Annotated in this window: 23 protein-coding genes and 1 pseudogene; 16 read left to right on the top strand and 8 right to left on the bottom strand. The window is 70.4% G+C overall.

What is annotated here, in order from left to right:
* Positions 1 to 30: 30 nt before the first annotated feature.
* Both LIP_RS03125 and LIP_RS03130 read right to left on the bottom strand, forming a co-directional pair.
* Complete coding sequence (locus LIP_RS03125) at positions 31 to 768, bottom strand: hypothetical protein (protein WP_068134188.1); 738 nt, start codon at positions 766 to 768, stop codon at positions 31 to 33.
* Positions 765 to 1,388 (bottom strand): HD domain-containing protein, encoded by a 624-nt coding sequence (locus LIP_RS03130; RefSeq protein ID WP_068134192.1) that lies wholly within the window; start codon positions 1,386 to 1,388, stop codon positions 765 to 767. Before LIP_RS03130 ends, LIP_RS03125 begins: the two co-directional genes overlap by 4 nt.
* 187 nt (positions 1,389 to 1,575) lie before the next feature.
* Between LIP_RS03130 and LIP_RS03135 the strand changes: the two genes are divergently transcribed.
* Genes LIP_RS03135 through LIP_RS03145 form a run of 3 tightly spaced genes read left to right on the top strand, consistent with a single transcriptional unit; the run spans position 1,576 to position 4,365 of the window.
* On the top strand, positions 1,576 to 2,088 hold the full coding sequence (locus tag LIP_RS03135) for a MarR family winged helix-turn-helix transcriptional regulator (RefSeq protein ID WP_068134196.1): 513 nt from the start codon (positions 1,576 to 1,578) through the stop codon (positions 2,086 to 2,088).
* A 5-nt stretch (positions 2,089 to 2,093) separates the two neighbouring features.
* Positions 2,094 to 3,764 (top strand): MDR family MFS transporter, encoded by a 1,671-nt coding sequence (locus tag LIP_RS03140; protein WP_082725788.1) that lies wholly within the window; start codon positions 2,094 to 2,096, stop codon positions 3,762 to 3,764.
* Between the two features lie 28 nt (positions 3,765 to 3,792).
* The gene (locus LIP_RS03145) at positions 3,793 to 4,365 is read left to right on the top strand and encodes a GNAT family N-acetyltransferase (RefSeq protein ID WP_068134199.1); all 573 of its coding nucleotides are present in this window, start codon (positions 3,793 to 3,795) and stop codon (positions 4,363 to 4,365) included.
* Here the strand turns inward: LIP_RS03145 and LIP_RS03150 are convergent.
* Positions 4,341 to 4,538: pseudogene (locus LIP_RS03150) on the bottom strand (DUF488 family protein); the annotation flags it as partial. The gene LIP_RS03145 and the pseudogene LIP_RS03150 sit on opposite strands and share 25 nt — an antisense overlap.
* Before the next feature lie 25 nt (positions 4,539 to 4,563).
* Positions 4,564 to 5,442, bottom strand: a complete 879-nt coding sequence (fdhD, locus tag LIP_RS03155) for a formate dehydrogenase accessory sulfurtransferase FdhD (protein WP_068134206.1) — start codon at positions 5,440 to 5,442, stop codon at positions 4,564 to 4,566.
* A gap of 293 nt (positions 5,443 to 5,735) precedes the next feature.
* Here fdhD and LIP_RS03160 point away from each other — a divergent pair, with 293 nt between their 5' ends.
* From LIP_RS03160 to LIP_RS03175, 4 genes are read left to right on the top strand one after another with little or no spacing between them, the layout of a single operon-like run.
* Positions 5,736 to 6,761 (top strand): amino acid ABC transporter substrate-binding protein, encoded by a 1,026-nt coding sequence (locus LIP_RS03160; protein WP_068134216.1) that lies wholly within the window; start codon positions 5,736 to 5,738, stop codon positions 6,759 to 6,761.
* A 60-nt stretch (positions 6,762 to 6,821) separates the two neighbouring features.
* Positions 6,822 to 8,036: an amino acid ABC transporter permease gene (locus tag LIP_RS03165; RefSeq protein ID WP_198409687.1), complete on the top strand. Its 1,215-nt coding sequence runs from the start codon at positions 6,822 to 6,824 to the stop codon at positions 8,034 to 8,036.
* Positions 8,033 to 9,040, top strand: coding sequence for an amino acid ABC transporter permease (locus tag LIP_RS03170; protein WP_068134220.1), 1,008 nt, complete (start codon positions 8,033 to 8,035; stop codon positions 9,038 to 9,040). Before LIP_RS03165 ends, LIP_RS03170 begins: the two co-directional genes overlap by 4 nt.
* A complete protein-coding gene (locus LIP_RS03175; protein ID WP_068134223.1) occupies positions 9,037 to 9,825 on the top strand; it encodes an amino acid ABC transporter ATP-binding protein in 789 nt (262 codons plus the stop codon). The genes LIP_RS03170 and LIP_RS03175 overlap by 4 nt, the downstream gene beginning before the upstream one ends.
* A 50-nt stretch (positions 9,826 to 9,875) precedes the next feature.
* On the opposite strand, the gene LIP_RS03180 is transcribed toward LIP_RS03175, so the two are convergent.
* On the bottom strand, positions 9,876 to 10,775 hold the full coding sequence (locus tag LIP_RS03180; protein ID WP_068134231.1) for a M23 family metallopeptidase: 900 nt from the start codon (positions 10,773 to 10,775) through the stop codon (positions 9,876 to 9,878).
* Positions 10,772 to 11,665 (bottom strand): endonuclease III, encoded by an 894-nt coding sequence (nth, locus tag LIP_RS03185; RefSeq protein WP_082725790.1) that lies wholly within the window; start codon positions 11,663 to 11,665, stop codon positions 10,772 to 10,774. The genes LIP_RS03180 and nth overlap by 4 nt, the downstream gene beginning before the upstream one ends.
* A gap of 257 nt (positions 11,666 to 11,922) precedes the next feature.
* Here nth and LIP_RS03190 point away from each other — a divergent pair, with 257 nt between their 5' ends.
* From LIP_RS03190 to LIP_RS03215, 6 genes are all read left to right on the top strand, one after another.
* Positions 11,923 to 12,879: an aldo/keto reductase gene (locus LIP_RS03190; protein ID WP_144440304.1), complete on the top strand. Its 957-nt coding sequence runs from the start codon at positions 11,923 to 11,925 to the stop codon at positions 12,877 to 12,879.
* Positions 12,880 to 13,070: 191 nt separating this feature from the next.
* Positions 13,071 to 13,523, top strand: a complete 453-nt coding sequence (locus LIP_RS03195; protein WP_068134237.1) for a Fur family transcriptional regulator — start codon at positions 13,071 to 13,073, stop codon at positions 13,521 to 13,523.
* Positions 13,520 to 14,602 (top strand): metal ABC transporter substrate-binding protein, encoded by a 1,083-nt coding sequence (locus tag LIP_RS03200; RefSeq protein ID WP_068134240.1) that lies wholly within the window; start codon positions 13,520 to 13,522, stop codon positions 14,600 to 14,602. The genes LIP_RS03195 and LIP_RS03200 overlap by 4 nt, the downstream gene beginning before the upstream one ends.
* A 33-nt stretch (positions 14,603 to 14,635) precedes the next feature.
* On the top strand, positions 14,636 to 15,418 hold the full coding sequence (locus LIP_RS03205) for a metal ABC transporter ATP-binding protein (protein WP_068134245.1): 783 nt from the start codon (positions 14,636 to 14,638) through the stop codon (positions 15,416 to 15,418).
* A gap of 81 nt (positions 15,419 to 15,499) precedes the next feature.
* On the top strand, positions 15,500 to 16,303 hold the full coding sequence (locus tag LIP_RS03210) for a metal ABC transporter permease (protein ID WP_068134248.1): 804 nt from the start codon (positions 15,500 to 15,502) through the stop codon (positions 16,301 to 16,303).
* Positions 16,304 to 16,465: 162 nt separating this feature from the next.
* A complete protein-coding gene (locus LIP_RS03215; RefSeq protein WP_068134251.1) occupies positions 16,466 to 16,993 on the top strand; it encodes a TlpA family protein disulfide reductase in 528 nt (175 codons plus the stop codon).
* Positions 16,994 to 17,006: 13 nt separating this feature from the next.
* Here LIP_RS03215 and LIP_RS03220 read toward each other — a convergent pair whose 3' ends face one another.
* Positions 17,007 to 17,228, bottom strand: a complete 222-nt coding sequence (locus tag LIP_RS03220; RefSeq protein ID WP_068134254.1) for a YgaP family membrane protein — start codon at positions 17,226 to 17,228, stop codon at positions 17,007 to 17,009.
* A gap of 179 nt (positions 17,229 to 17,407) precedes the next feature.
* Between LIP_RS03220 and LIP_RS03225 the strand changes: the two genes are divergently transcribed.
* From LIP_RS03225 to LIP_RS03235, 3 genes are all read left to right on the top strand, one after another.
* Positions 17,408 to 18,175, top strand: coding sequence for an enoyl-ACP reductase FabI (locus LIP_RS03225; protein ID WP_068134256.1), 768 nt, complete (start codon positions 17,408 to 17,410; stop codon positions 18,173 to 18,175).
* A gap of 63 nt (positions 18,176 to 18,238) precedes the next feature.
* Positions 18,239 to 18,628 (top strand): hypothetical protein, encoded by a 390-nt coding sequence (locus tag LIP_RS03230; RefSeq protein ID WP_068134257.1) that lies wholly within the window; start codon positions 18,239 to 18,241, stop codon positions 18,626 to 18,628.
* 154 nt (positions 18,629 to 18,782) lie between these two features.
* Complete coding sequence (locus tag LIP_RS03235) at positions 18,783 to 20,051, top strand: MFS transporter (RefSeq protein WP_068134259.1); 1,269 nt, start codon at positions 18,783 to 18,785, stop codon at positions 20,049 to 20,051.
* A 6-nt stretch (positions 20,052 to 20,057) separates the two neighbouring features.
* Here the strand turns inward: LIP_RS03235 and LIP_RS03240 are convergent, their stop codons facing one another.
* The gene (locus LIP_RS03240) at positions 20,058 to 20,798 is read right to left on the bottom strand and encodes a TVP38/TMEM64 family protein (RefSeq protein ID WP_068134264.1); all 741 of its coding nucleotides are present in this window, start codon (positions 20,796 to 20,798) and stop codon (positions 20,058 to 20,060) included.
* Between the last annotated feature and the right edge of the window lie 263 nt (positions 20,799 to 21,061).

The raw sequence follows: 21,061 nt of genomic DNA on the forward strand, positions 1-21,061 counted from the left end.
TCTGGAGCCGGCGTTCGGTGGTCGGAGAAGTCAGGCTCGTGCTCCAGAGTCGGGTTCGGCCCAGAGCAGATACCCAGCCAGGGCGAACCACGATCCCGCCACGGCGCTGGTGGCGGCCATGGTCCAGAGGGCCCACCGGGCGTGAACCAGCGCACCCAGGGGCAACCCTGCCAGACCCAGGATGCCGCCCAGGACGCCCCACAGGCCCCACCACCGGGGGGTGCCGGGGTGGCGGAGCAGGTCCATCCCCCAGAGCGCCACGGCAGCCCACATGAGGAAGCCAGCGGCGTAGCCTACCAGCATCGGATAGGCCCACAGTCCCCGGGCGACCGCCTCGGGCAAGGAGGGCGCCGCCAGCGAGGCCGAAGAGACCGCTCGGGACACCTCGGGAGCCACGGTGATCTCCCAGGCCAGGGTGATCAACCAGAGGGGCAAGGCGAGCAGCAGAGCCAGGGCAGCCAGCGCCGAAAGCCGGGCCGCCCCCCGGTGAAGGAGGAGGCCGTGGAAGGCCGCCCCTCCCGGGAGCAAGAGCAGCAGGCCGGCGGCCAGCACCAGGTGATCGGCCACCCAGGTGCGGTCTGCGGCGATGGCCCGATACCCCTGGTCCCAGCCGGCCACGGCACCCAGCGGCGGGTGGGAGAGGGTGGCGCCAGCTGAGAGGAGGAGGCCTGCCAGCGTCATGGCTCCGGCGATCCGGAGGGGGATGAAAGGCTGCAGGAACTGGCCCGGCGGGGGGCCCGCGTCCGCGGCCCGCCGATGGGAACTCAAGGCGGCGCGGCACCCCCTGCGGCCCTAGCCGCCTCCAGGTGAAGGAGCTCCACCTGCTCCTGGAGCTCCCGTGCAAGGGGGTGGCTTCCGAGCCGATCGCCCACGGTGTCGGAGAGGATCCGGTAGTACTGGAGCTGGTGGGCGGGACCCCGGCGGAAGCGGCTCCACGTGGACGGACCATGGACCCGCAGGTCCCTGACGATGGAGGCCACGTTGTTCAGGACGTCGGCGGCTTTCAAGCCCACGGCTTCCAGGTCGCCCGTATCCCGCAGGTGCTGGAGCTGCTCGGCCTTTCGTTCCTCCCAGGGCACGGGGCGCCCATCCCGCACCTTCACCTCGGTCACCGCCTCCACGAGATCCAGGACCCGACGACCGAAGCGTTCCTCGATCTCGGGTGCGGTAACCGCGGTGTCTTCCAAGACGTCGTGCAGGACCGCCGCCAGGACCACGGGCTCGGGATAGCCGTACTGGGCCAGGATGCCCGCCACGGCTACCGGATGGGTGACATACGGAACCGGCGAGCCCTTGCGGCGTTGATCTCCGTGGGCGGCCAGGGCGAACCGCACCGCCTCGGCGAACCGGGCGGGGTCCACGGCGGGGACTCTGGGCTGCGCGTCCATGCGCGGCCTCCTTTCCCTGGGATGCTTACAGGGTACACCCCGAGGACCATGCCGCCAAGCTCCCTGCGCCAGGCGCCCTGCGCCCTTGACGGGGCTCCCCCAGCAGGGTAGACTGGCTTTCGATACTTCATCTACGTGAACGATTCACGGGGGTAAAACGTACTGGGCGACACGAGGCGGGGCTACCATGACCAGGACCACTCAACGATCCACTCAAGGCGATCAGACCACCGAGCTCCTCATACAACTGGACGAGGCCTGGACGCGGCTCAGCCGCCGGATCGCGGGCGACCTGCAGCAAGAGCTCCCCACGACGGTCCCGGCCGGCCAGGCGTACCTCCTCCGGCTCCTGGGGAGGCGCGGTGAGCTCCGCATGTCGGACCTGTCCACCCACCTGGGCGCCACCCTGAGCGGGTGCACCGCCCTGGTAGACCGGGCGGTGGAGGCCGGCTGGGTGGCCCGCAACCGCGACGAGGACGATCGCCGGGTGGTCTGGGTGCGACTCACGCCCGCCGGGGAGGCACTCCTTGCAGACCTGAAAGCCCGCCGGGCCGCCCTTCTGGCCCGGTACCTGAAGACCCTCCGCCCTGAGGAGCTGGAGGAGTTCGTACGCCTCTTGAAGCGGGTGGCCGGTTCGCTGGACGATCCCGAGGAGGCCGCCCAGCCCGAGCCGAGGTGCGGAAAGGATGGGGGCGCGTGACAGGAATGGATGGATCGGTGGGGCGCGTGCGGGCCCGGGCAGGTGCGGGGGCCCGAGCAGGGGAGGGGAGCGCGGTCCAGACCACCAACCGGATCACCGGCGCCCGCCGCTGGTGGGCGCTGGGTGCCGTGCTGGTCACCATGTTCTTCTCCTCGCTGGATCAGACGGTGGTCTCCACGGCCATGCCGGTGATCATCGGCGAGCTGCAGGGCTTCAGCCTGTACGCGTGGGTCTTCACCGCCTACATGATGGCCTCGGCCATCACGGTGCCCATCTACGGGAAGCTCTCCGACGTCTACGGCCGCAAGCCCTTCTACGTGATCGGGCTCTCCCTCTTCCTGCTGGGCTCGGTGGCCTCGGGGGCGGTGCGTTCCATGGGCCAGCTCATCGCCGCACGCGCCTTCCAGGGCCTGGGCGCCGGCGCCATGCTGAGCATGCCCCGGGCGACCATCGGCGACATCTTCAACCCCCGGGAGCGGGGGCGCTGGATGGGGGTCATCTCGTCGGTCTTCGGGATCGCGAGCATCGTGGGACCGGCGGTCGGAGGCTGGATCACCGATAACCTGGGCTGGCGCTGGGTCTTCTACATCAACCTACCCGTCGCGCTGCTGGCCCTGGGCGCGGTGCTCTATGCCCTGCCCACGGTTCGAACCGAGCACCGCGCCCGCATCGACTGGACGGGAAGCACCCTCTTGGTGGTCGGGCTGGTCCTGCTCCTCCTGGCCCTCACCTGGGCGGGGGTCCAGTATCCGTGGGGGTCGCCGCGCATCCTGGGCCTCTTCGCGGGCGCCTTTCTCTTCCTGGGGCTCTTCGTGGCGGCCGAACGACGGGCCGAAGAGCCCGTAATCGCGCCGGAGCTCTTCCGGAACCGCATCTTCGCTTCCACCGCGGCCGTGGCGCTCCTGATCTCCCTGGGCATGTTCGGCAGCATCATGTTCCTGCCGCTCTTCGTGCAGGGCGTGCTGGGCGAGACGGCGCAGCAGTCCGGCCACATCCTCACGCCCATGATGCTCAGCTTCATCGGGGGCAGCGTCGTGGGCGGGCAGCTCATCACCCGCACGGGCCGCTACAAGCTGCAGGCTGCAGTGGGGGCCCTGCTCATGGCCACCGGCATGTACCTCCTGGCGAAGATGGGCCCGACCACGGCGCCGGGCGCGGTGGTGCGGAACGTGGTCATCATGGGTCTGGGCATCGGCTCGGTGCTGCCGCTCCTGAACGTGGCCGTGCAGAATGCCTTCCCCTACCCGCTGATGGGCATGGTGAGCGCCACCCAGCAGTTCGTCCGCTCCCTGGGCGGGATCATCGCGGCTCCCATCCTGGGCACGGTGCTGGTGAACACCTTCTCGGCCGAGCTCCTTCAGCGCATGCCCACCGCGCTCCGGGCAGCCATGGCCAAGCTTCCGGCTGCCGAGCGGGCGGCGCTGGCCAACCCGCAGGGCCTCATCAACGCCGAGACCCAGGCCGCCATCCGGGCCCGCTTCGCGGCCTTCGGCTCCCAGGGGGGCGAGCTCTACCACCAGTTCATCGAGGCGGTGCGTGGCTCGCTGGCCGCGGGCACGGCCAGGCTCTTCGCCGTCGGCTTCATCTTCGCGGTGCTGGCGGTGGTGTCGACCCTGTTCCTCAAGGAGATCCGCCTGAAGCGTGACGAATTCTTCACCGATCCCGACCAGGTTTGATCTCACCTGAGGCTGAGGAGGGCGCTCCGTGGCCTTTGACGACCCCATCCTGCGCGACATCCCCACCGCCTTCGAGACCGAGAGGCTGCTGATCCGGGCGCCCCGGCCGGGGGATGGGCCCGAGCTGAACGCCGCCGTCCTGGAGTCCCTCGACGACCTCCGTCCCTGGATGCCCTGGGCGGACCACGCGCCCAGCCTGGAGGAGTCGGAGAGGAACGTCCGCCATGCCCACGTGCGGTTCCTGGCCCGGGAGGACCTGCGCCTGCACCTCTTCCTGAAGGGTACGGAGACCCTGGTGGGCGGAAGCGGGCTGCACCGCATGGACTGGCGGGTGCCCAAGTTCGAGATCGGCTACTGGTGCCGGACTTCCTTCCAGGGCCAGGGTTACGTCACCGAGGCGGTCCGGGGCATCTGCAGCTTCGCCTTCGAGGTGCTGGGGGCCAGGCGGCTCGAGATCCGCTGTGACCCCCGCAACGAGCGGAGCCGGCGGGTGGCCGAGCGCGCCGGATTCCGGCTGGAGGGGCACCTGCACAACGACACCGTGGACCCGTCAGGCTGGGTGCGCGACACGCTGATCTACGGGTTGCTGCCCGAAGGGTAGGTGATCCGCGCCCCCTCCACCCGGGCGAAGGGCGTGAGCCGGTGGGGCTCGGCCCGGGTCCGGCTCATGATGTGGCGCACCTCCACACCCCGGACCTTGAGGGCGTGGGCGATGAGGGAGCGGTGACACCGCCACCAGACGGCCTCCGCGCACATGACCGCCGTGGGCGCCCGGGCGGACCAGGCCCACCCGTGGTCCTCAGCGCCCGGCCGTAACCTCCGCCCGCGAGGCTCGAAGCCGCTCGTGCCCCGTGTACACGTTGAAGCGGTCCCCCCGGGCGAAGCCCACCAGGGTCATGCCGAACGCCTGGGCCGTCTCGCAGGCCAGGCTCGATGGGGCCGAGACCGCCACCACCACGGGGATGCCCGCCACCGCGGCCTTCTGCACGATCTCGAAGCTGGCCCGCCCGCTCACCACGAGGATGGAGCCCGAGAGGGGCACCCGCCCCTCGAGGAAGGCGTGGCCGATGACCTTGTCGGTGGCGTTGTGACGGCCCACGTCCTCGCGCACGGCCTGGCCCGTGCCGTCGGCGGCGAAGAGCCCCGCCGCGTGCAGGCCGCCCGTCTGGTCGAAGAGACGCTGGGCCTCGCGAAGGCACTCGCCCAGCCGGCCAACCACATCCGCTTCCAACTGCAGCGGGCCCATGGGGATCGGGGCGATGCCCCGGGTGTGGACGGTCTCCAGGGCGGCCTTGCCGCACACCCCGCAGCTCGAGGTGGTGTAGAAGTTGCGGTGGAACCGCTCCGGGTCCAGGGCCACGCCGGGCCGGAGGAAGACGTTCACGACGTTGTACTGCTGCTCCCCTTCGAGCTCCGGGTCGGTGCAGTAGCTCATGAAGCGGACCTGGTCTCGGGAGGCCAGGATGCCCTCGGTGAAGAGGAAGCCGGCGGCGAGCTCGAAGTCGTGGCCTGGGGTGCGCATGGTGACGGCCACCCGCACGGGCTTCTGGGCTCCAAAGGGGCAGAGGCGAATCTCCATGGGTTCTTCCACCGCCAGCACGTCGCCTCGCCAGCGAGGGGCTTCGGGCCGGACTTCCAGCACCCGCCTGCGGGTGGTGCTCCCTCGAGCCGCGTGCATCCCGCGCCCCCTCTCGCCAGGTCGGCCTGCGCCGGGCCCGTGCATCGCCCGCGTATCTGTATATTGAGAGTTTACACGTGCTGCGAGCGACCGTCAACGGACGTGCGCAGGCCAGCAGGAACGGAGGGAGTCGCACCGAAGAGAGAAGGTCAAGGCAACAGAATTGCTGGAACTCACAGGTTATGTGAGGATGTCTCATCGATGGGCCCCGATGCTGGATGGGGCACCCCGACCCGCTCGCCGCACGCCTCGCACGCTGGCACACCCATCTCGACCTTCGAGGAGGTCCGGCCTTGCGGAAGACCTTGCTCCTTCTCTCGACGCTGGCACTGGCACTGGTGATCACGGCGTGGAGCGCCTCGCCTGCCGCCGCACAGGGAGGCATCCTGCAGAAGGTGAAGGACCGGGGCAGGCTCGTCTGCGGCGTGAACGGCGGGCTTCCCGGCTTCAGCAACCTGGAGTCCGACGGGAGCTGGACGGGCTTCGATGCCGACTACTGTCGCGCCATCGCGGCCGCCGTGCTGGGCGACCGGGCCGCGGTGGAGTTCGTCCCCCTGACCGCGGCCGAGCGGTTCGTTGCCCTCCAGACCGGCGAGGTCGACGTCCTCATCCGGAATACCACCTGGACCCTCATCCGGGACACCCAGGTGGGCGTCGACTTCGCCCCCACCACCTTTTACGACGGCCAGGGCTTCATGGTGCGGAAGAGCGAAGGCGTCACCGACCTCGACCAGCTCGCAGGCGCCAGCATCTGCGTCACGTCCGGCACCACCACCGAGCTGAACCTGGCCGACACCATGAGGGCCCGGGGCATCGACTTCACCCCCGTGGTCTTCGAGGAGATCGACACCGTCTACAACGCCTACGAGCAGGGCCGCTGCGACGCGGTCACCAGCGACAAGTCCCAGCTCGCGGCGCGGCGTTCGGTCTTCGCCAACCCCGACGATCACGTGATCCTGGAGGCGACCATCTCCAAGGAGCCGTTGGGGCCGGTGACCGTCCACGGCGACAACGCCTGGCACGACCTGGTCACCTGGGTGGTCTTCGCCACCTTCTTCGCCGAGGAGCACGGTATCACCCAGGCCAACGTGGATAGCTTCGCCGGCACCGAGAACCCCGAGATCGCCCGCTTCGTGGGGACGACGGGCAATATGGGCGAGCTCCTGGGGGTCCGGCCGGACTGGGGGGTACAGGTCGTGAAGGCCGTGGGCAACTACGGGGAGGTCTTCGACCGGAACCTGGCCCCCCTGGGCCTGCCGAGGGGCGCCAACAAACCGTGGACCGAGGGCGGCCTCCTCTACGCCATGCCCTTCCGTTGAGGACCATGCACGCCACGGTCGAAGCCCGGGGCCTCCTGGCGGGGCGGGCGGTGACGCCGGGTGGAGCGTGAACTGAGAGGCTCGGGAGCGGCCCTCGCGTCCAGGAGCAGGGCCGCCCCGGGCCCATGGTGGCGGAACGAGCGGGCTCTTCGAGTCCTCTTCCAGGTTCTCTTCCTCGCCGCGGTGGCGCTGGCAGCGGGCGCACTCTACGCGAACATGCTGCGAGGGCTGGACCGGCTGGGGCTCACCCTCAATGTGGGCTTCCTGGACCAGGAGGCCGGCTTCGGGATCTCGGAGGGCATCGCCTACGCCCCCAGCGACACCTACGGCCGGGCCTTCGTGTTGGGGGCGGTCAACACGCTCCGGGTGAGCGGGCTGGGCATCGCCATGGCCACGGTCCTGGGCCTCGTGGCCGGTGTGGCCCGCCTCTCGGGCAACTGGCTGGTGCGCCAGCTCAGTGGCCTGTACGTGGAGGTTTTTCGGAACACGCCGGTGCTCCTCCAGCTCCTCTTCTGGTACGCGGCGGTGATGCTCAGCATGCCACCCGTTCGCCGGAGCCTCCACCTCGGCGACCTCATCTTCATCACCCAGCGGGGCGTCTACCTGGCCCGGGCGCACGCCACCGGGTCCTCGCTCTCGTGGCTCGCTCTCGTGGGCGGCGCAGCCCTCATGGGAACGGCGGTGGGAGGGCTCACGCGCATGCTGCGGGAGGAGCCCAGGGGGCCCTGGCGGTACCTGCCCTGGATGGGGGCCCTCCTCGGCGCCGCCGCAGGATGGGCCCTGGCCCGCTGGCTCCTGGCGGCACCCCCGCTGGTCCTGGAGGTGCCCCGGCTCCAGGGCTTCAACTTCCGGGGCGGCATCCACGGATCGCCCGAGTTCACGGCCCTGCTGCTGGGGCTGGTGGTCTACACGGGAGCGTTCATCGCGGAAGTGGTCCGGGCCGGCGTCCTGGCCGTGGGAAAGGGCCAGCGGGAGGCCGCGGAGGCCTTGGGGCTCTCCCGCTTCCAGGTGATGCGCGTGGTGATCCTCCCCCAGGCGCTGCGGGTGATCATCCCGCCCCTGACCAGCCAGTACCTGAACCTGGCCAAGAACTCGAGCCTGGCCATCGCCATCGGCTTCCCGGACCTCTTCAACGTGGGGAACACCATGCTGAACCAGACGGGGCAGTCGATCCCCGTCTTCGGGCTCATCATGGCCAGCTACCTGGCCATGAGCCTCTTCACCTCGCTCCTGATGAACCTCTACAACCGCCGGGTGAAGCTGGTGGAACGATGACGGCTGTGGCCTGGGCAAGGAAGAGCCTCTTCGACGGCCCATTCAACACGGCGCTCACCTTCCTCTCCTTGGGGCTCCTGACGTGGGCGGTGCCCCGGCTGGTTCGCTGGACGCTGGGTGCCCGCTGGGAGGTGGTCGCGGCCAACCTGCGGCTCTTCGCGGTGGGGACCTACCCGGCGGACCAGCTCTGGCGGGTGGGCCTCGAACTCGCCGCCCTCGCGGCCCTGATCCTCGCGAGCCTCTGGGCCTGGCGTGGCAACCATCCACTCGGCCGCCGGGTGCTGGTGGCGCTCTGGGTCCTGTCGGTGCCCGGGACGGTCCTCGTGCTCAGGGGCGTGGGCGACGGGGCGCTTCCCATGGTTCGCACCACCCAGTGGGGTGGCCTGCTCCTCACGCTGGTACTGGCAGCCGGAGGCATCGTTCTCTCCTTCCCCTTCGGCGTGCTCCTGGCCCTGGGTCGCCAGAGCCGCCTGCCGGTGGTGAGTGGGGTCTGCACCCTGTTCATCGAGGTGGTGCGGGGTGTGCCGCTCATCACCGTCCTCTTCATGGCCCAGGTGATGGTCCCCGTCTTCCTGCCCGACTTCCGCATCGACAAGGTGGTGCGGGCGTTGATGGGCATCACCGTCTTCACCGCCGCGTACCTGGCCGAGGACATCCGGGGCGGGCTGCAGAGCATCCCGAGGGGCCAGTACGAGGCGGCCGCGGCGCTGGGGCTTTCGGGGCCGCAGGCCGTGGCGCTGGTGATCCTGCCCCAGGCGCTGCGAGCGGTCATTCCGGCCATCGTGGGGCAGTTCATCAGCCTCTTCAAGGACACGTCGCTGGTGGCCGTCATCGGGCTGCAGGACCTGCTGGGCATCGCCCGGAGCGTCATCGCCAACCCCCGCTGGCTGGGGTTGCAGCCCGAGGTGTACGTCTTCGCTGCCGGAGTGTACGCGCTCTTCTGCTCCGTGCTGTCGCGTGCGAGCCAGCGATTGGAACGAAGGCTGGGGGTGGGGGAACGATGAATCCATCGACCGCGGCCCAGGCGGCGGGCGCCCGCGCCGGGAAGACCGAGGAGCCCATCATTCTCTGCCAGGACGTGCACAAGTGGTTCGGGAGCTTCCACGTGCTGAAGGGCGTGAGCACCACCGTGGCCCGGGGCGAGAAGGTGGTGATCTGCGGGCCGTCAGGCTCGGGGAAGTCCACCTTCATCCGCACCCTCAACCGGCTGGAGGAGCACCAGCGGGGGCGCATCGTGGTGGATGGCATCGAGCTCACCGGTGACCTGAAGAACGTGGAGGCCATCCGGCGCGACGTGGGCATGGTCTTCCAGGAGTTCAACCTGTTCCCCCACCTGACGGTGCTGCAGAACGTCACCCTGGGCCCGGCGTGGGTGAAGAGACAGCGGCGGGAGGAGGCCGAAGTGCTGGGCCGGGAGCTCCTGGAGCGAGTAGGTATCCCCGAGCAGGCCCACAAGTACCCCGGCCAGCTCTCGGGCGGCCAGCAGCAGCGGGTGGCCATCGCCCGGGCGCTGGCCATGCAGCCGCGCATCATGCTCTTCGACGAGCCCACCAGCGCCCTGGACCCCGAGATGATCAAGGAAGTGCTCGACGTCATGCGCGAGCTCGCACACACGGGCATGACCATGCTGGTGGTCACCCACGAGATGGGCTTCGCCCGGGAGGTGGCCGACCGCATCCTCTTCTTCGACCAGGGCGAGATCGTGGAGGAAAACGAGCCCGAGGCCTTCTTCGAAGGCCCTCGGCACGAGCGGACGAAGCTCTTCCTCTCACAAATCCTGCACCACTAGGGACGCCAGCTTGGGGCGTTAGTGAGACGGAGCCGGAGGCGGGGCTCCCCTCAGAAGTCCAGGGCGCCGTCGATGAGAGCCCGGGGATCAACGAAGACGCCGTCCAGGTTGGCCGCCCAGTGGAGGTGCGGGCCCGTGGCAAAGCCCGTGGCACCCACCCTTCCGACGACCTCGCCCTTGGCCACCCGCTGGCCCTCCTTCACCAGGATCTCGCTGAGGTGCAGGTACGAGGTGGAGAGCCGCCAGCCGTGGTCGATGATCACGGTGTTGCCGGTGGTCATGTGGTTCTCTGCCAGAACCACCACGCCCCCGTTGGCCGCCACCACCGGGGTTCCCTCGGGCGCGGCGATGTCGAGCCCCGAGTGGCGTCCGTTGGGCTCGCCGTTCACTGTGCGGATGAGGCCGAAATCGCTGGTGATCCGCCCCCGCACGGGCCAAACGAAGGGGCCGTCCCAGAGGGGTCTCTCGGCGGAGCGTTGCCTTGAGGCTGCGACCTTTCGGGCCTCCAGCTCCTTCCGCTCCAGGGCGGCCGGATCCTCCGGGCGCACGAGCTGCTCGGTGCTCGGGGGCACGACCAGCGCCTGCACAGGGAAGGCGCGGGCCTTTACCTCCACCAGGATGATGTGGTCCGCCTCGGGGCTCCGGATGGTGAGCTTGTACGTCCCGGCCGGGACGTGGTACGAGGCCGGGACCAGCATCACGCTCTTCTCGCCCACCGGGTGTACGGGGATCGGCCGTCCGAAGGCCTGGACCTCGAGGCCGTCCGCGGCGGTGGGCAACGGAAGCGCGAAAAGCCCGCCTTGCTCGACCGTGAGCCGATCGGGCAGCGCATCCCAATCGGAGGCGGCCCGGGAGCCGGGCGCGAGGGCCGCGGCCAGGAAGAGGACGACGATCAGACTGAGCCCGGCCAGCGGCGGTACCGGAGGAAGGGAGCAAGGGCGTTGCTTCATCGGTGTGCCACCTTCCCGTCGCGCCCGGCGAGCCAGGGCATCGACCCGCCATGGGGCCCCGCCGGGCAGAGGTCGAAGAGGGGGCAGCGTGCGCACGCCGGGTTGCGGCTGGTGCAGATCTCCCGGCCGAAGTAGATGAGCCGTAGCGGAAAGCTCGCCCACTCGTGCGCGGGAATCACCCCCGTCAGATCTCGTTCGACCTTCTCGGGCTCCTTCTCCAGGGTGAGCGCCAGCCGGCGCGCCAAGCGCTGCACGTGGGTGTCCACCACGATGCCCAGACCTCCGGCGGCCACGTCCCATCCGGGCCATCCCTCCAGGGCCGCCGAGGAAAGGATGACGTTGGCGGTCTTGCGGCCCACGCCGGGCAGGCGGGTGAGCTCGTCCAAGGTCCGGGGAACCTGGCCCCCGAAGCGGGCCACCAGCTCGCGGCAGGTCTCCTGCACCGCCCTCGCCTTCTGGCGGAAGAACCCGGTGGCATGGATGAGCTCCTCCAGGCGGGAGCGGTCCGCGGCAGCCAGGGAGGCGGCGTCGGGGAACTCGGCGAAGAGCCGCGGCGTGACGCGGTTCACGGTGGCGTCGGTGCACTGGGCGGAGAGGATGGTGGCCACCAGGAGCTGGACGGGATCGTGGTGGCGGAGCGGCACCCGCACCGATGGGCGGTGCTTCTCGAGCGCCTCCAGGATGGCCCGGGCGCGCTGCACCTTGCGGCGCCGCGCCTCGTGCCCCGGGTGGCGGGGTGCGGGCGGGACGGGATCACCTGCCCGGTCCCTTCGCGCGTCCCTGTCGGGCGGCAGGGCGACCGGCGGCGGCACGCGGTCGCGCGTCTTCTCCGAGCGGGCGAGCCGTCGGCGCGTCGTGGAGGGGGCCGGAGAGGCCGCAACGTCGTCCATGGTTCGCCTCCCACCCACACGGGCTGGAGTGTACGTCCATCATATCACGCGGGCTTGCACGGAGCCAGGACCGGGAAGGAGGCGCGCAGATCGGCAGATCGGTAGACCGCCACCACCTGGACACCCTCTCCGGGTATGATTAGACTTAGAGGAAACCGCTGGTCGGCGGAGCTCGGTCGCTTCGCGGGGGGTACCGGCCCGGAAGGCACGAAGTTCGAGCTCCTTGCTGCCACAGACATCCATTGGAGGGACCCTTGTTGGAGTACACGCAGCTTGGCACGACGTCGCTCCAGGTTTCCCGAATCGCCCTGGGCACCTGGGCCATGGGCGGGTGGCTCTGGGGCGGGACGGACGTGGAGGCCGCCGTCCGTGCCATCCACGAGGCGCTGGATCTCGGCATCACCACCATCGACACGGCGGCCGTCTACGGCTTCGGGCTCTCGGAGGAGATCGTGGCCCGGGCCCTTCGGGAGAAGGGCGTGCCCCGCGACCGGGTCGTCATCGCCACCAAGTGCGGTATGGAGTGGGACGAGCAGGAGAACGTCCGGCGCAACTCCTCACCCCAGCGGATCCGCAAGGAGGTCGAGGACAGCCTGCGTCGCCTCCAGACCGACTACATCGACCTCTACCAGGTGCACTGGCCCGACCCCGACGTCCCCATCCAGGAGACGGCCCGAGTGCTGAGCCAGCTCCATGCAGAGGGGAAGGTCCGGGCCATCGGCGTGAGCAACTACGGGGTGGGTGAGATGCAGGCCTGGCGGGAGGTGGCCCCGCTCCACTCGGATCAGCCCCCCTACAGCCTCCTGCGGCGGGAGATCGAGGCGGACGTGCTGCCCTATGCCCGGGAGCACGGGATCGCGATCCTCGCGTACAGCCCTCTGGCCCGGGGACTCCTGACGGGCAAGTTCACGGCCGAGGCCTCCTTCCCGCCAGGCGACAGCCGGGCCCAGGAGAAGCGGTTCCAGGGCGAGGAGTTCCAGCGCAACCTGCGCCGGGTGGAGCATCTCAAGGCTCTGGCGGCCGAGCTCGGGAAGAGCGCGGCCCAGCTCGCCGTGCGGTGGGTGCTGGATCAGCCGGGTGTCACCGTCGCCCTCTGGGGGGCGCGGCGCCCGGGGCAGATCGCTGAAGCCGCAGGTGCCACCGGCTGGCACCTGACCGACGATGTCAAGGAGCGCATCGAACGGATCATGCGGAACGAGGCCGGGGCCGCCTGAACGGTCCCCAAGCGGGCGGGGCGTTCGGGTCGTGGCCTGGGCGCCCCGCCTGCCGCGCCCGTCCTCGACATCCCTCGTTCCTGGGCCGCAGCGACGCCAAACCGTCGGCGTCGACGCGCCCCCATACCCTTGACGGGACCCGTTGATGCAACTTATAGTAATAGCGACAGTAAGGTCTTGGGGGGAGAAGGATGACCGTCTCAGAGGCGCTGGAGCAGGTGAGGGCCCACGGGGGCAGGGTGACGCCGCAGAAGAGGGCGATCATCCAACTCCTTGCCTCCAGGGGCAACCCGGTGAGCGCGCCGGAGCTCTGCGAGGAGCTGCACGAGCGCTTCCCCGAGATGGCGGCGGACACCGTCTACCGGAACCTCCAAGGCCTGGTGGGCATCGGGGCGGTGGAGGTCTTCCATGTGCCCGACCGTGCGGACCGCTTCGAGTGGGTGGAGTACCATCACCACCATGCGGTCTGTCTCGGGTGCGGCAGCGTTACCTGCCTCGAGCCGTGCACGGGAGGGCTGGTGCCCTCAGGCCCCAGTGGCTTTCGGCCCGTTCGCCACGAGTTCCAGCTCTTCGGCTACTGCGACGGCTGCGACGTAACGACAGCGGCAGAGGCGGCGCCTTCCCGAGAGGAGGATGGAGCGTGAGGCTGGTTCGAGCCCTTGGACCCCCGCGGCGTGAGGCGCGGCTGCGCGGCAGGGGTTGGGTCCCAGGCGCCGTCGCGCTCGCGGCCGCCCTGGTCCTCGGCGGCCTGCTGGCGGGAGGGCCCACTCCTGCATCGGCCGGGCCCGTTCTCCAGGTGGTGACCACCCTGCCCCCCATCGCAGATCTGGTGGCCCGGGTGGGCGGTGAGCGGGTTGAGGTCTCGTCGCTCCTGCCGCCGGGGGCCAGCCCGCATGCGTACGAGCCGCGCCCTTTAGATGTCCGGCGGCTCTCCCGGGCGGATCTGGTGATGCTGGTGGGGGCCGGGCTCGATGAATGGATGGAGCCGTTGCTGGAGACGGCGGGTGGCGCGCCCTACCTGGCGCTGGCCGAGACCACCCGCCTGCTCCCGGCTTCCGAGGAGGTTCGGGTGCTCGCCTCCAACGCCGGGGACGGGCACGCCATCGGGGACGGAAACGCCACCGAGGATGGGCGTGCCCAGGAGGCCGAGCCCGGCCACGAGCACGACACGGGCCTCTGGGATCCCCACGTCTGGTTGGATCCCATCAGGGCCCGCGACGATCTGGCGCCGGCCGTGGCCCGGGCGCTGGCCGAGGTCGACCCGGCCGGGCGCGAGGCCTACGAGCGAAACCTGGCCGCCCTGCAGGCAGAGCTGACCCATCTGGACCAGGATCTGCGCACACTCCTGGCGCCTTACGAGGGGACCCGCTTCGTCGCCGTGCACTCGGCCTGGCGCTACTTCGCCGAGCGCTACGGGCTGCAGCAGGTGGCCAGCATCCAGGAGTTCCCGGGCCGGGAGCCGGGTCCGGCCTGGATGGCCGGCGTGATCACCCTGGCCCGGGAGCAGGGGGTCCGGCTGGTGGTGGCCGAGGCCCAGTTCGACCCGCGCCTGGCCGAGCAGCTTGCCCGAGAGACGGGCGCGAAGGTCATCCGGCTCGACCCGCTGGGTGGTGCCGGGGTGGCCGGGATGGAGAGCTACGATGCCTTGATGCGCGCCAACGCGGGCAGGATCGCCGAAGCGCTGGGCGCGAACGGCGCTGAGGGCGCGCCCGGCGGGTCCTGAGCGGGCGGCGGTCGTGCCAAGGGGGGTGATCGGATGGAGAGGCCCACTCAGCCTCTGGTGGAGCTGGAAGGGGTCCGGGTGGAACGGTCCGGCCGGCCGGTGCTGGATGACGTCACGCTGGCCGTCTATGCGGGTGAGTTCCTGGCGGTGGTGGGGCACAACGGTGCCGGCAAGAGCACCTTGCTGCAGGCGATGGCAGGGTTGCTGCCGGTCAGTGGCGGCCGGATCGCGCGCCGTCTGGGGCCCGGTGCGATCGGCTACGTGCCCCAGCGGCGGGGCTTCAACGATCAGCTGCCCCTGCGGGTGGAGGACGTCCTGGCCCTGCGGCTTGTGCGTCGCACCTCCCTCCTGCGCCGCTTGAGGCCCGCGGAGCGTGCGGCCATCGCCGCCGCCCTGGAGATGGTGGGGCTCACAGGCTTCGAGAGGCGGCCGTTCCAGGAGCTCTCGGGCGGGGAGCAGCAACGGGTCCTCCTGGCCCGTGCCCTCGCCGGCGGAGCGCGCCTGCTGCTCCTGGACGAACCCGAGGCCGCCCTCGACCTGCCTGCTCAGCGGCAGCTCTACGACCTCCTCGTCCGGCTCTGCCACGCATCGACCCTGGCCTGCGTGGTCGTCTCGCACGACGTGGGGCTGGTCAGCTCTCATGCGGGCCGGATGATGCTGCTGGAAGGCCGGGTGCGCGCGCTAGGGCCCACCCCGGAGGTGCTGGCCTCCCAGGCGCTGCAGGAGCTTTACGGGCCCCCGGAAGGGCCGGGGCCTCGCACCGGGGCTGGCGACGGTCCGCCCCTGGTGCTGCCAGCCTCGGGGCGGGCCGGGTAGGGGCATCCTTGGACGGGTGGGCGGGCGTGAGCGGGGCGGGCTGGCCCGGCGGAGCCGGCACGTCTGGTGGAGGTGGCCGGGATGGATGAGATCTTCGCGTACGAGTTCATGCGCCGGGCCTTGCTGGTGGTTCTCCTGGCGGGGGGCCTCTCGAGCCTGGTGGGCTTCTTCGTGGTCGCCCAGCGGCTGGCCTTTGCAGGGCACGGGGTGGCCCACTCGGCCTACGGAGGGCTCGCCATCGGCCTTCTGCTGGGGACGTCGCCCTTCTGGACGGGCAGCCTCTTCGCGGTGGCAGTGGCCCTCCTCATCGGCTGGACGACCCGCAAGGGACGGCTGCCCGAGGACACCACCATCGGGGTCTTCCTCGCGGCGGCGATGGCTCTGGGCACGGCGGTCATCAGCCAGGTGCCGGGATACGTGGACCTCTTCAGCCTCCTTTTCGGCAACGTCCTGGCCGCCAGGGCCGACGAGGTGGCCGCGCTGGCCGCGGTGGGGGGAGCGGTGGCCTTCTTCGTCATCCTCCGTTTCCACGACCTGCTGAGCGTTGCCTTCTCCGAGGAGCTGGCCCGTATCGACGGGCGACCGGTGGCGTTCCTCTACTACGGCCTGCTGGTGGCGGTCGCGCTGGTGGTGATGGTCTCGGTGCGGGCCGTGGGCGTCGTGCTCGCGTCGGCCCTGCTGGTGATCCCCACGGCCGCGGCCCGGCAGCTGGCCTCGGGCTACCGGGGCGTCCTGGGCGCCTCCCTGGCCGTGAGCCTGGCCAGCGGCGTGGGCGGCCTCATGCTCTCCTTCGTCTGGGACATCCCGTCGGGAGCGAGCATCGTTCTGCTGGCCACCCTCTTCTTCGCCCTCAGCCTGGCGGCGCGCCCGTTGAGGACCCTGTGAAGCCTTCACCCACGTGTGCCCCGGTGCGTTCCGCCCCGGGGGGGTGAAGAGCCGCCGGAGCGCGTTCGCGTTGACCGCGTGGGCGCCACGGGTATAATGGCCATGGATCGAAGATACTGCCCAGGGTAACGTCCGCAACGGCTTCATATGGAGGGACACGGCATGCGTCGCACCTTGGTCGCAGTATGGGTGGTGGTCTTGGCGGGCGCCGTCGGCCTGGCGGTCGCGGGAGGACCAAGCGAGCTGGCGGCGCTCCTGCTTCGCCCCAGACCGGAAGTGGGGCGCCGGGCCCCGGACTTCACCCTGACCTCCCTGGAGGGAGTGCCCGTCTCCCTCGGTTCGTTCCAGGGGCGCCCGGTGATCATCAACTTCTGGGCCTCCTGGTGCCCGCCGTGCCGGGAGGAGATGCCGCACCTGCAGGCGGCGGCCAAGGCCGACGAAGAGCTGGTGGTGCTGGCGGTGGACGCCACCCACACCGAACGGCGCCAGGAGGATGTGGCCGCCTTCGTGGAGGAGTACGGTCTCACCTTCCCTGTGGTCCTCGATCGGGACGGGGCGGTCAACGAGGAGTACCTGGTGCGGGCCCTCCCCACGTCGTACTTCGTGGACCGGCAGGGCGTGATCCGGGCCCGCTACCTGGGCGGGATGACCCCCCGTGCGCTCGAGGAGAACCTCAAGGCCATCCGGTAAGGCCGGACTGCACTCAGCTGCGCGGATTCTCGCGCACCTGCGGCTTCATCGTTCCCGTGCCGCAGACGCCGTAGATGGGGCAATACCCCGATCCGCCCGTGAAGAGAAGGACCAGGCCCGCGATCACCGCGACCACCTGCCCCGTCCCCTGGAGGGCCAGCAGGCCCGCCAGCAGCAGCGCGACGCCCGCCAGGGCCCGGAGGATCCGGTCCAGCTTCCCAACGTTGGTGCGCATGAGTGATCTCCTTCCACACGTAGAGTGGCCACCACGAGAGACTGATAACCCATACCCGTAGGTGTACTTCATCATAGGATCTCCGTATCCCTCGCGTCAAGCGCGAGGACAAGGAGAACGGCAGGGGAAGACGAATCGCTGGACGGTGTCGCGTACTCCACGCCGAAAGGGATGAGCCGATGCTGCTGGAAGGGAAGCGGGCGGCGATCTTCAACGTGGCCAACAAGCGGAGCATCGCGTGGGCCATCGCCCAGGCCTGCGCGCGGGAGGGCGCCGAGCTGGTGCTGGGCTACCAGAACGAGCGCCTGGGGGAGAAGGTGCGGGAGCTGGTCCCGGAGCTGCCCCGGGAGCCGGTGCTGGTGCCGATGGATGTGGCCACCGACGAGGGCGTCGAGGCCGCAGTGGAGCAGGTGCGCGCCCGGGCTGGTGAGCTGGACGTGCTGGTCCACAGCCTGGCCTTCGCGCCCAGCGAGGCGCTGGAGCGCCCCTACGTGGAGACCTCCCGGGAGGCCTTCCGCACGGCCCTGGAGGTGAGCGCCTACTCCCTGGCCCTCCTGGCACGCGCCTTCCGGCCGCTCTTGCGGCCCGGCGCCAGCCTGCTGGCCCTGACCTACTACGGATCGGAGAAGGTCATGCCCAACTACAACCTGATGGGCGTGGCCAAGGCGGCGCTCGAGTCCAGCGTCCGGTACCTCGCCTACGACCTGGGGGCGGACGGGATCCGGGTGAACGCCATCTCCGCCGGCCCCCTCAACACCCTCTCGGCCCGGGGTATCTCAGGATTCACCGGCATACTGCAGATCTACCGGGACCGGGCGGCGCTCAAGCGAAACATCGAGCACCGAGAGGTGGCCGACACGGCCGTCTTCCTGGCCAGCCCCCTCGCTTCGGGGATCACCGGGGAGGTGGTCTTCGTCGACGCCGGCTACAGCATCATGGGCGCCTGACCGATCCCGCGATCAAGGGCCTGCGCGGAGCGTCCGACGAACCTATGGGAGGGCTGTGCATCCATGCAGAGTCTCGGATCGTTCGACAGGCTGATCGGCCAGATCCACGGGATCCTGGGCGAGGTGCTCCTGGGCGCGGCGGTCTTCGGCATCCTGGTGGCGCTGGGGGAGATCGGCGCCGGCCGGGAGCCCCGCTGGTCCAGGCGGTTTCTGGGCGCCCTCAGCATCGTCCTGGCGCTGCAGTGGCTCCTGGGGGTCGCCAACTACGTCCTCGCGCCGCCGCTCCGCCGCCCGGAGCTCGGCCACCCCGGCCTCATGACGGTCCTGGTGGGCTTCGTCCAGTGGGGCAACGGCCGGCTGCGCCGGGGCGGGGAGCGGGCCGGCTGGCTGGTGGCGGGGCTGCTGGCCGTCACCGCCGCGGCCATGTACATGGGGATGCAGATGGTGCGCTGAGCGACGCCTGCCGCCATCCAGGCCGGACCCGGCCGTGCCTCACCCCGCCCTTGACCGCATCCCATCGCGCGTGGTACCTTGGGCCCCGGCGCCTGCACGACGCGTGGCTGGATCTCCTGGCGCACGGCCTACTCAGGCAGGAGGGGACGGCGGCGTGAACGAGCTGGAGCAAGCGACGCCGGTCAGGCAGCCCGCTCCGGGCGTGGAGCCGGTCACCCGGCCCGCGGGGGTCTTCGCCCACCGCGACTTCCGGCTTCTCTGGCTGGGGCAGCTGGTGAGCAACCTGGGCGACTCCTTCCTCAACCTGGCCCTCCTCTGGCTGGTGAAGGAGCTGACGGGCTCCGCCCTCCTGATGGGCACGGTGATGGCCGCCTACTCGCTCCCCTTTGTGCTGGTGGGCGGCATCGCAGGCGTCTACGCCGACCGGTGGGAGAAGCGCCGTCTCATGATCGCCTGCGACCTGCTGCGGGCGGGGCTCCTGGCCGTCTTTGTGGCCCTCTACTTCGCCGACGCGGTGAGCTGGCACCTCGTCCTGCCCATGGCGGTGGCGATGGGTTCGGCCACCGCCTTCTTCGAGCCCGCCCGGCAGGGAAGCCTCGTCTATCTGGTGAAGGAGCACGAGCTCACCCAGGCCAACTCCTTCTCCATGCTCACCCGGCAGGCGGCCCAGATGGCCGGCCCGGTGCTGGCGGGCCTGGTGGTGGCGACCTGGAGCGTGGGCGTCGCAGTGGTCATCGACCTGGTCACCTTCCTCGTGTCGGCCGCGGCCCTGGGGCTCATGCGCCTGGCCACCCCGCGCAAGGCCGCGGGGCGCGGCCTGGGCGCCGCCCTGGCCGACCTGAAGGAAGGCCTGGCCGCCCTGGTGGGTCACCCCGTCCTACGGTGGGTCTTCCCCCTGGGCATCGTCGGCAACTTCCTCTTCGGGCCGATCCCCGTCCTGCTCCCCCTCTTCGCCGACCAGGTTTCCACCCTGGGGCCGGTGGCCATGGGTTACCTGGAAGGCGCCGCAGGGGCCGGCATGCTGCTGGGCTCGCTGGTGATAGGCGTGGTCGGCGGTCGCTGGCGCAAGGGCCGTACGGGCATTACGGCCTTCTTCGGCATGAGTCTGGCCACCATCGCCTTCGGGCTCTCCCGGAGCCTGGCACCGGCCGTGGCCGGTTTCACCGCCTGGGGCTTCTTCAACCCTCTGATCAACGTGCCCATCACCACCATGGCCCAGCAGGAGATCCCGGCCGAGCAGCACGGGCGGGTCTTCGGGGTCTTCCTGGCCGCGATCATGGCGGCGCAGCCCATCTCCATGGCCTTTGGCGGGGTCCTAGGCGACGCGCTGGGGGTGCGGGCGGTCTACACGGGCAGCGGGGTCATCTTCCTGGGTCTCGCCCTTTTCGCCGCCTCCCTGCGCCCGCTGCGGGAGGCGCGCTGAGGGCGCTCAGCGGGGCCGGATGCCGTTCAGCAAGCGCCAGAACCGCTCGGAGAGCCGCTCCTCGTAGCGGGCCAGGAGCACCGCCAGGGCCAACGCCCCGGCCGCCAGGAGCACCCAGGCCGCCGGGGAGAGTTCCACCAGCCGCGCCCCCGTGAGGCTCCCCACCACGATCGCCGGCGTCCGCCCCACCAGGACCAGCACCATGAAGAGCCGGAAGGGGATGGGGGAGAGCCCCGCGGCCAGGCATGCGACGTCGTCGGGCAGGAAGGGAATGAGGAAGAACAGGAAGAGAGCGGTGGCTCCCCGCCGCCGCACGAAGCGGTCGACGCGCTCCAGCGTGCCCCGTGAGACCATACGGACCACCAGCGGCCGGCCGAACCGCCGGGCCAGGAAGAAAGCCAGGGCCGAGCCGGCCACGATGCCCACCTCGCTCACCAGCGAGCCGATCCAGGGACCGAAGAGGAAGCCGCTGGCCACCGCCGTGGCGGCGCCGGGAATGGGCGCCACCACCACCTGCACCACCTGGAGGACCGCCATCACCAGCGGGCCGGCCACGCCGAACTGCTCCACCCAGGCCTGGATCGCCTCAGCGGAGCCCAGCCCGCGCATGGTCGCCCGCAGCGCTGGCACGAGCCCCGAGCGCGCCAGGATCCAGAGCACCGTGGCGGTCGCGAGGGCAAGGAAGAGCCCGAAGGCCACGGTACGGGGGCGGGCGGGCCAGGAGGCGCGTGCCCGTTGGCGTATCAAAGGATCCCCTCCGTCGGTCCGTCCCGTCCAGTATACCATCGGGCACACCATCTCCGGCAGGGGTCGTGGGGAGGGCCTTTCCCCAGTGCCCGACGCTCCGGCGCCGTCTCATTTCGCGTCAACGGCTCGGCCCTCATTTCTGAGAGGCGGGCGGACGAGTATGAGGGGCATGCATGGGGGGATGGGCATCATGAAGGAGATCGTGCCGGCACCGTGAAGCTCCCATGCCAGGGAGGCACCTCAGAGCACCGCTGAGGAGGATC

This window comes from Limnochorda pilosa, assembly GCF_001544015.1.
Lineage (GTDB): Bacteria > Bacillota > Limnochordia > Limnochordales > Limnochordaceae > Limnochorda > Limnochorda pilosa.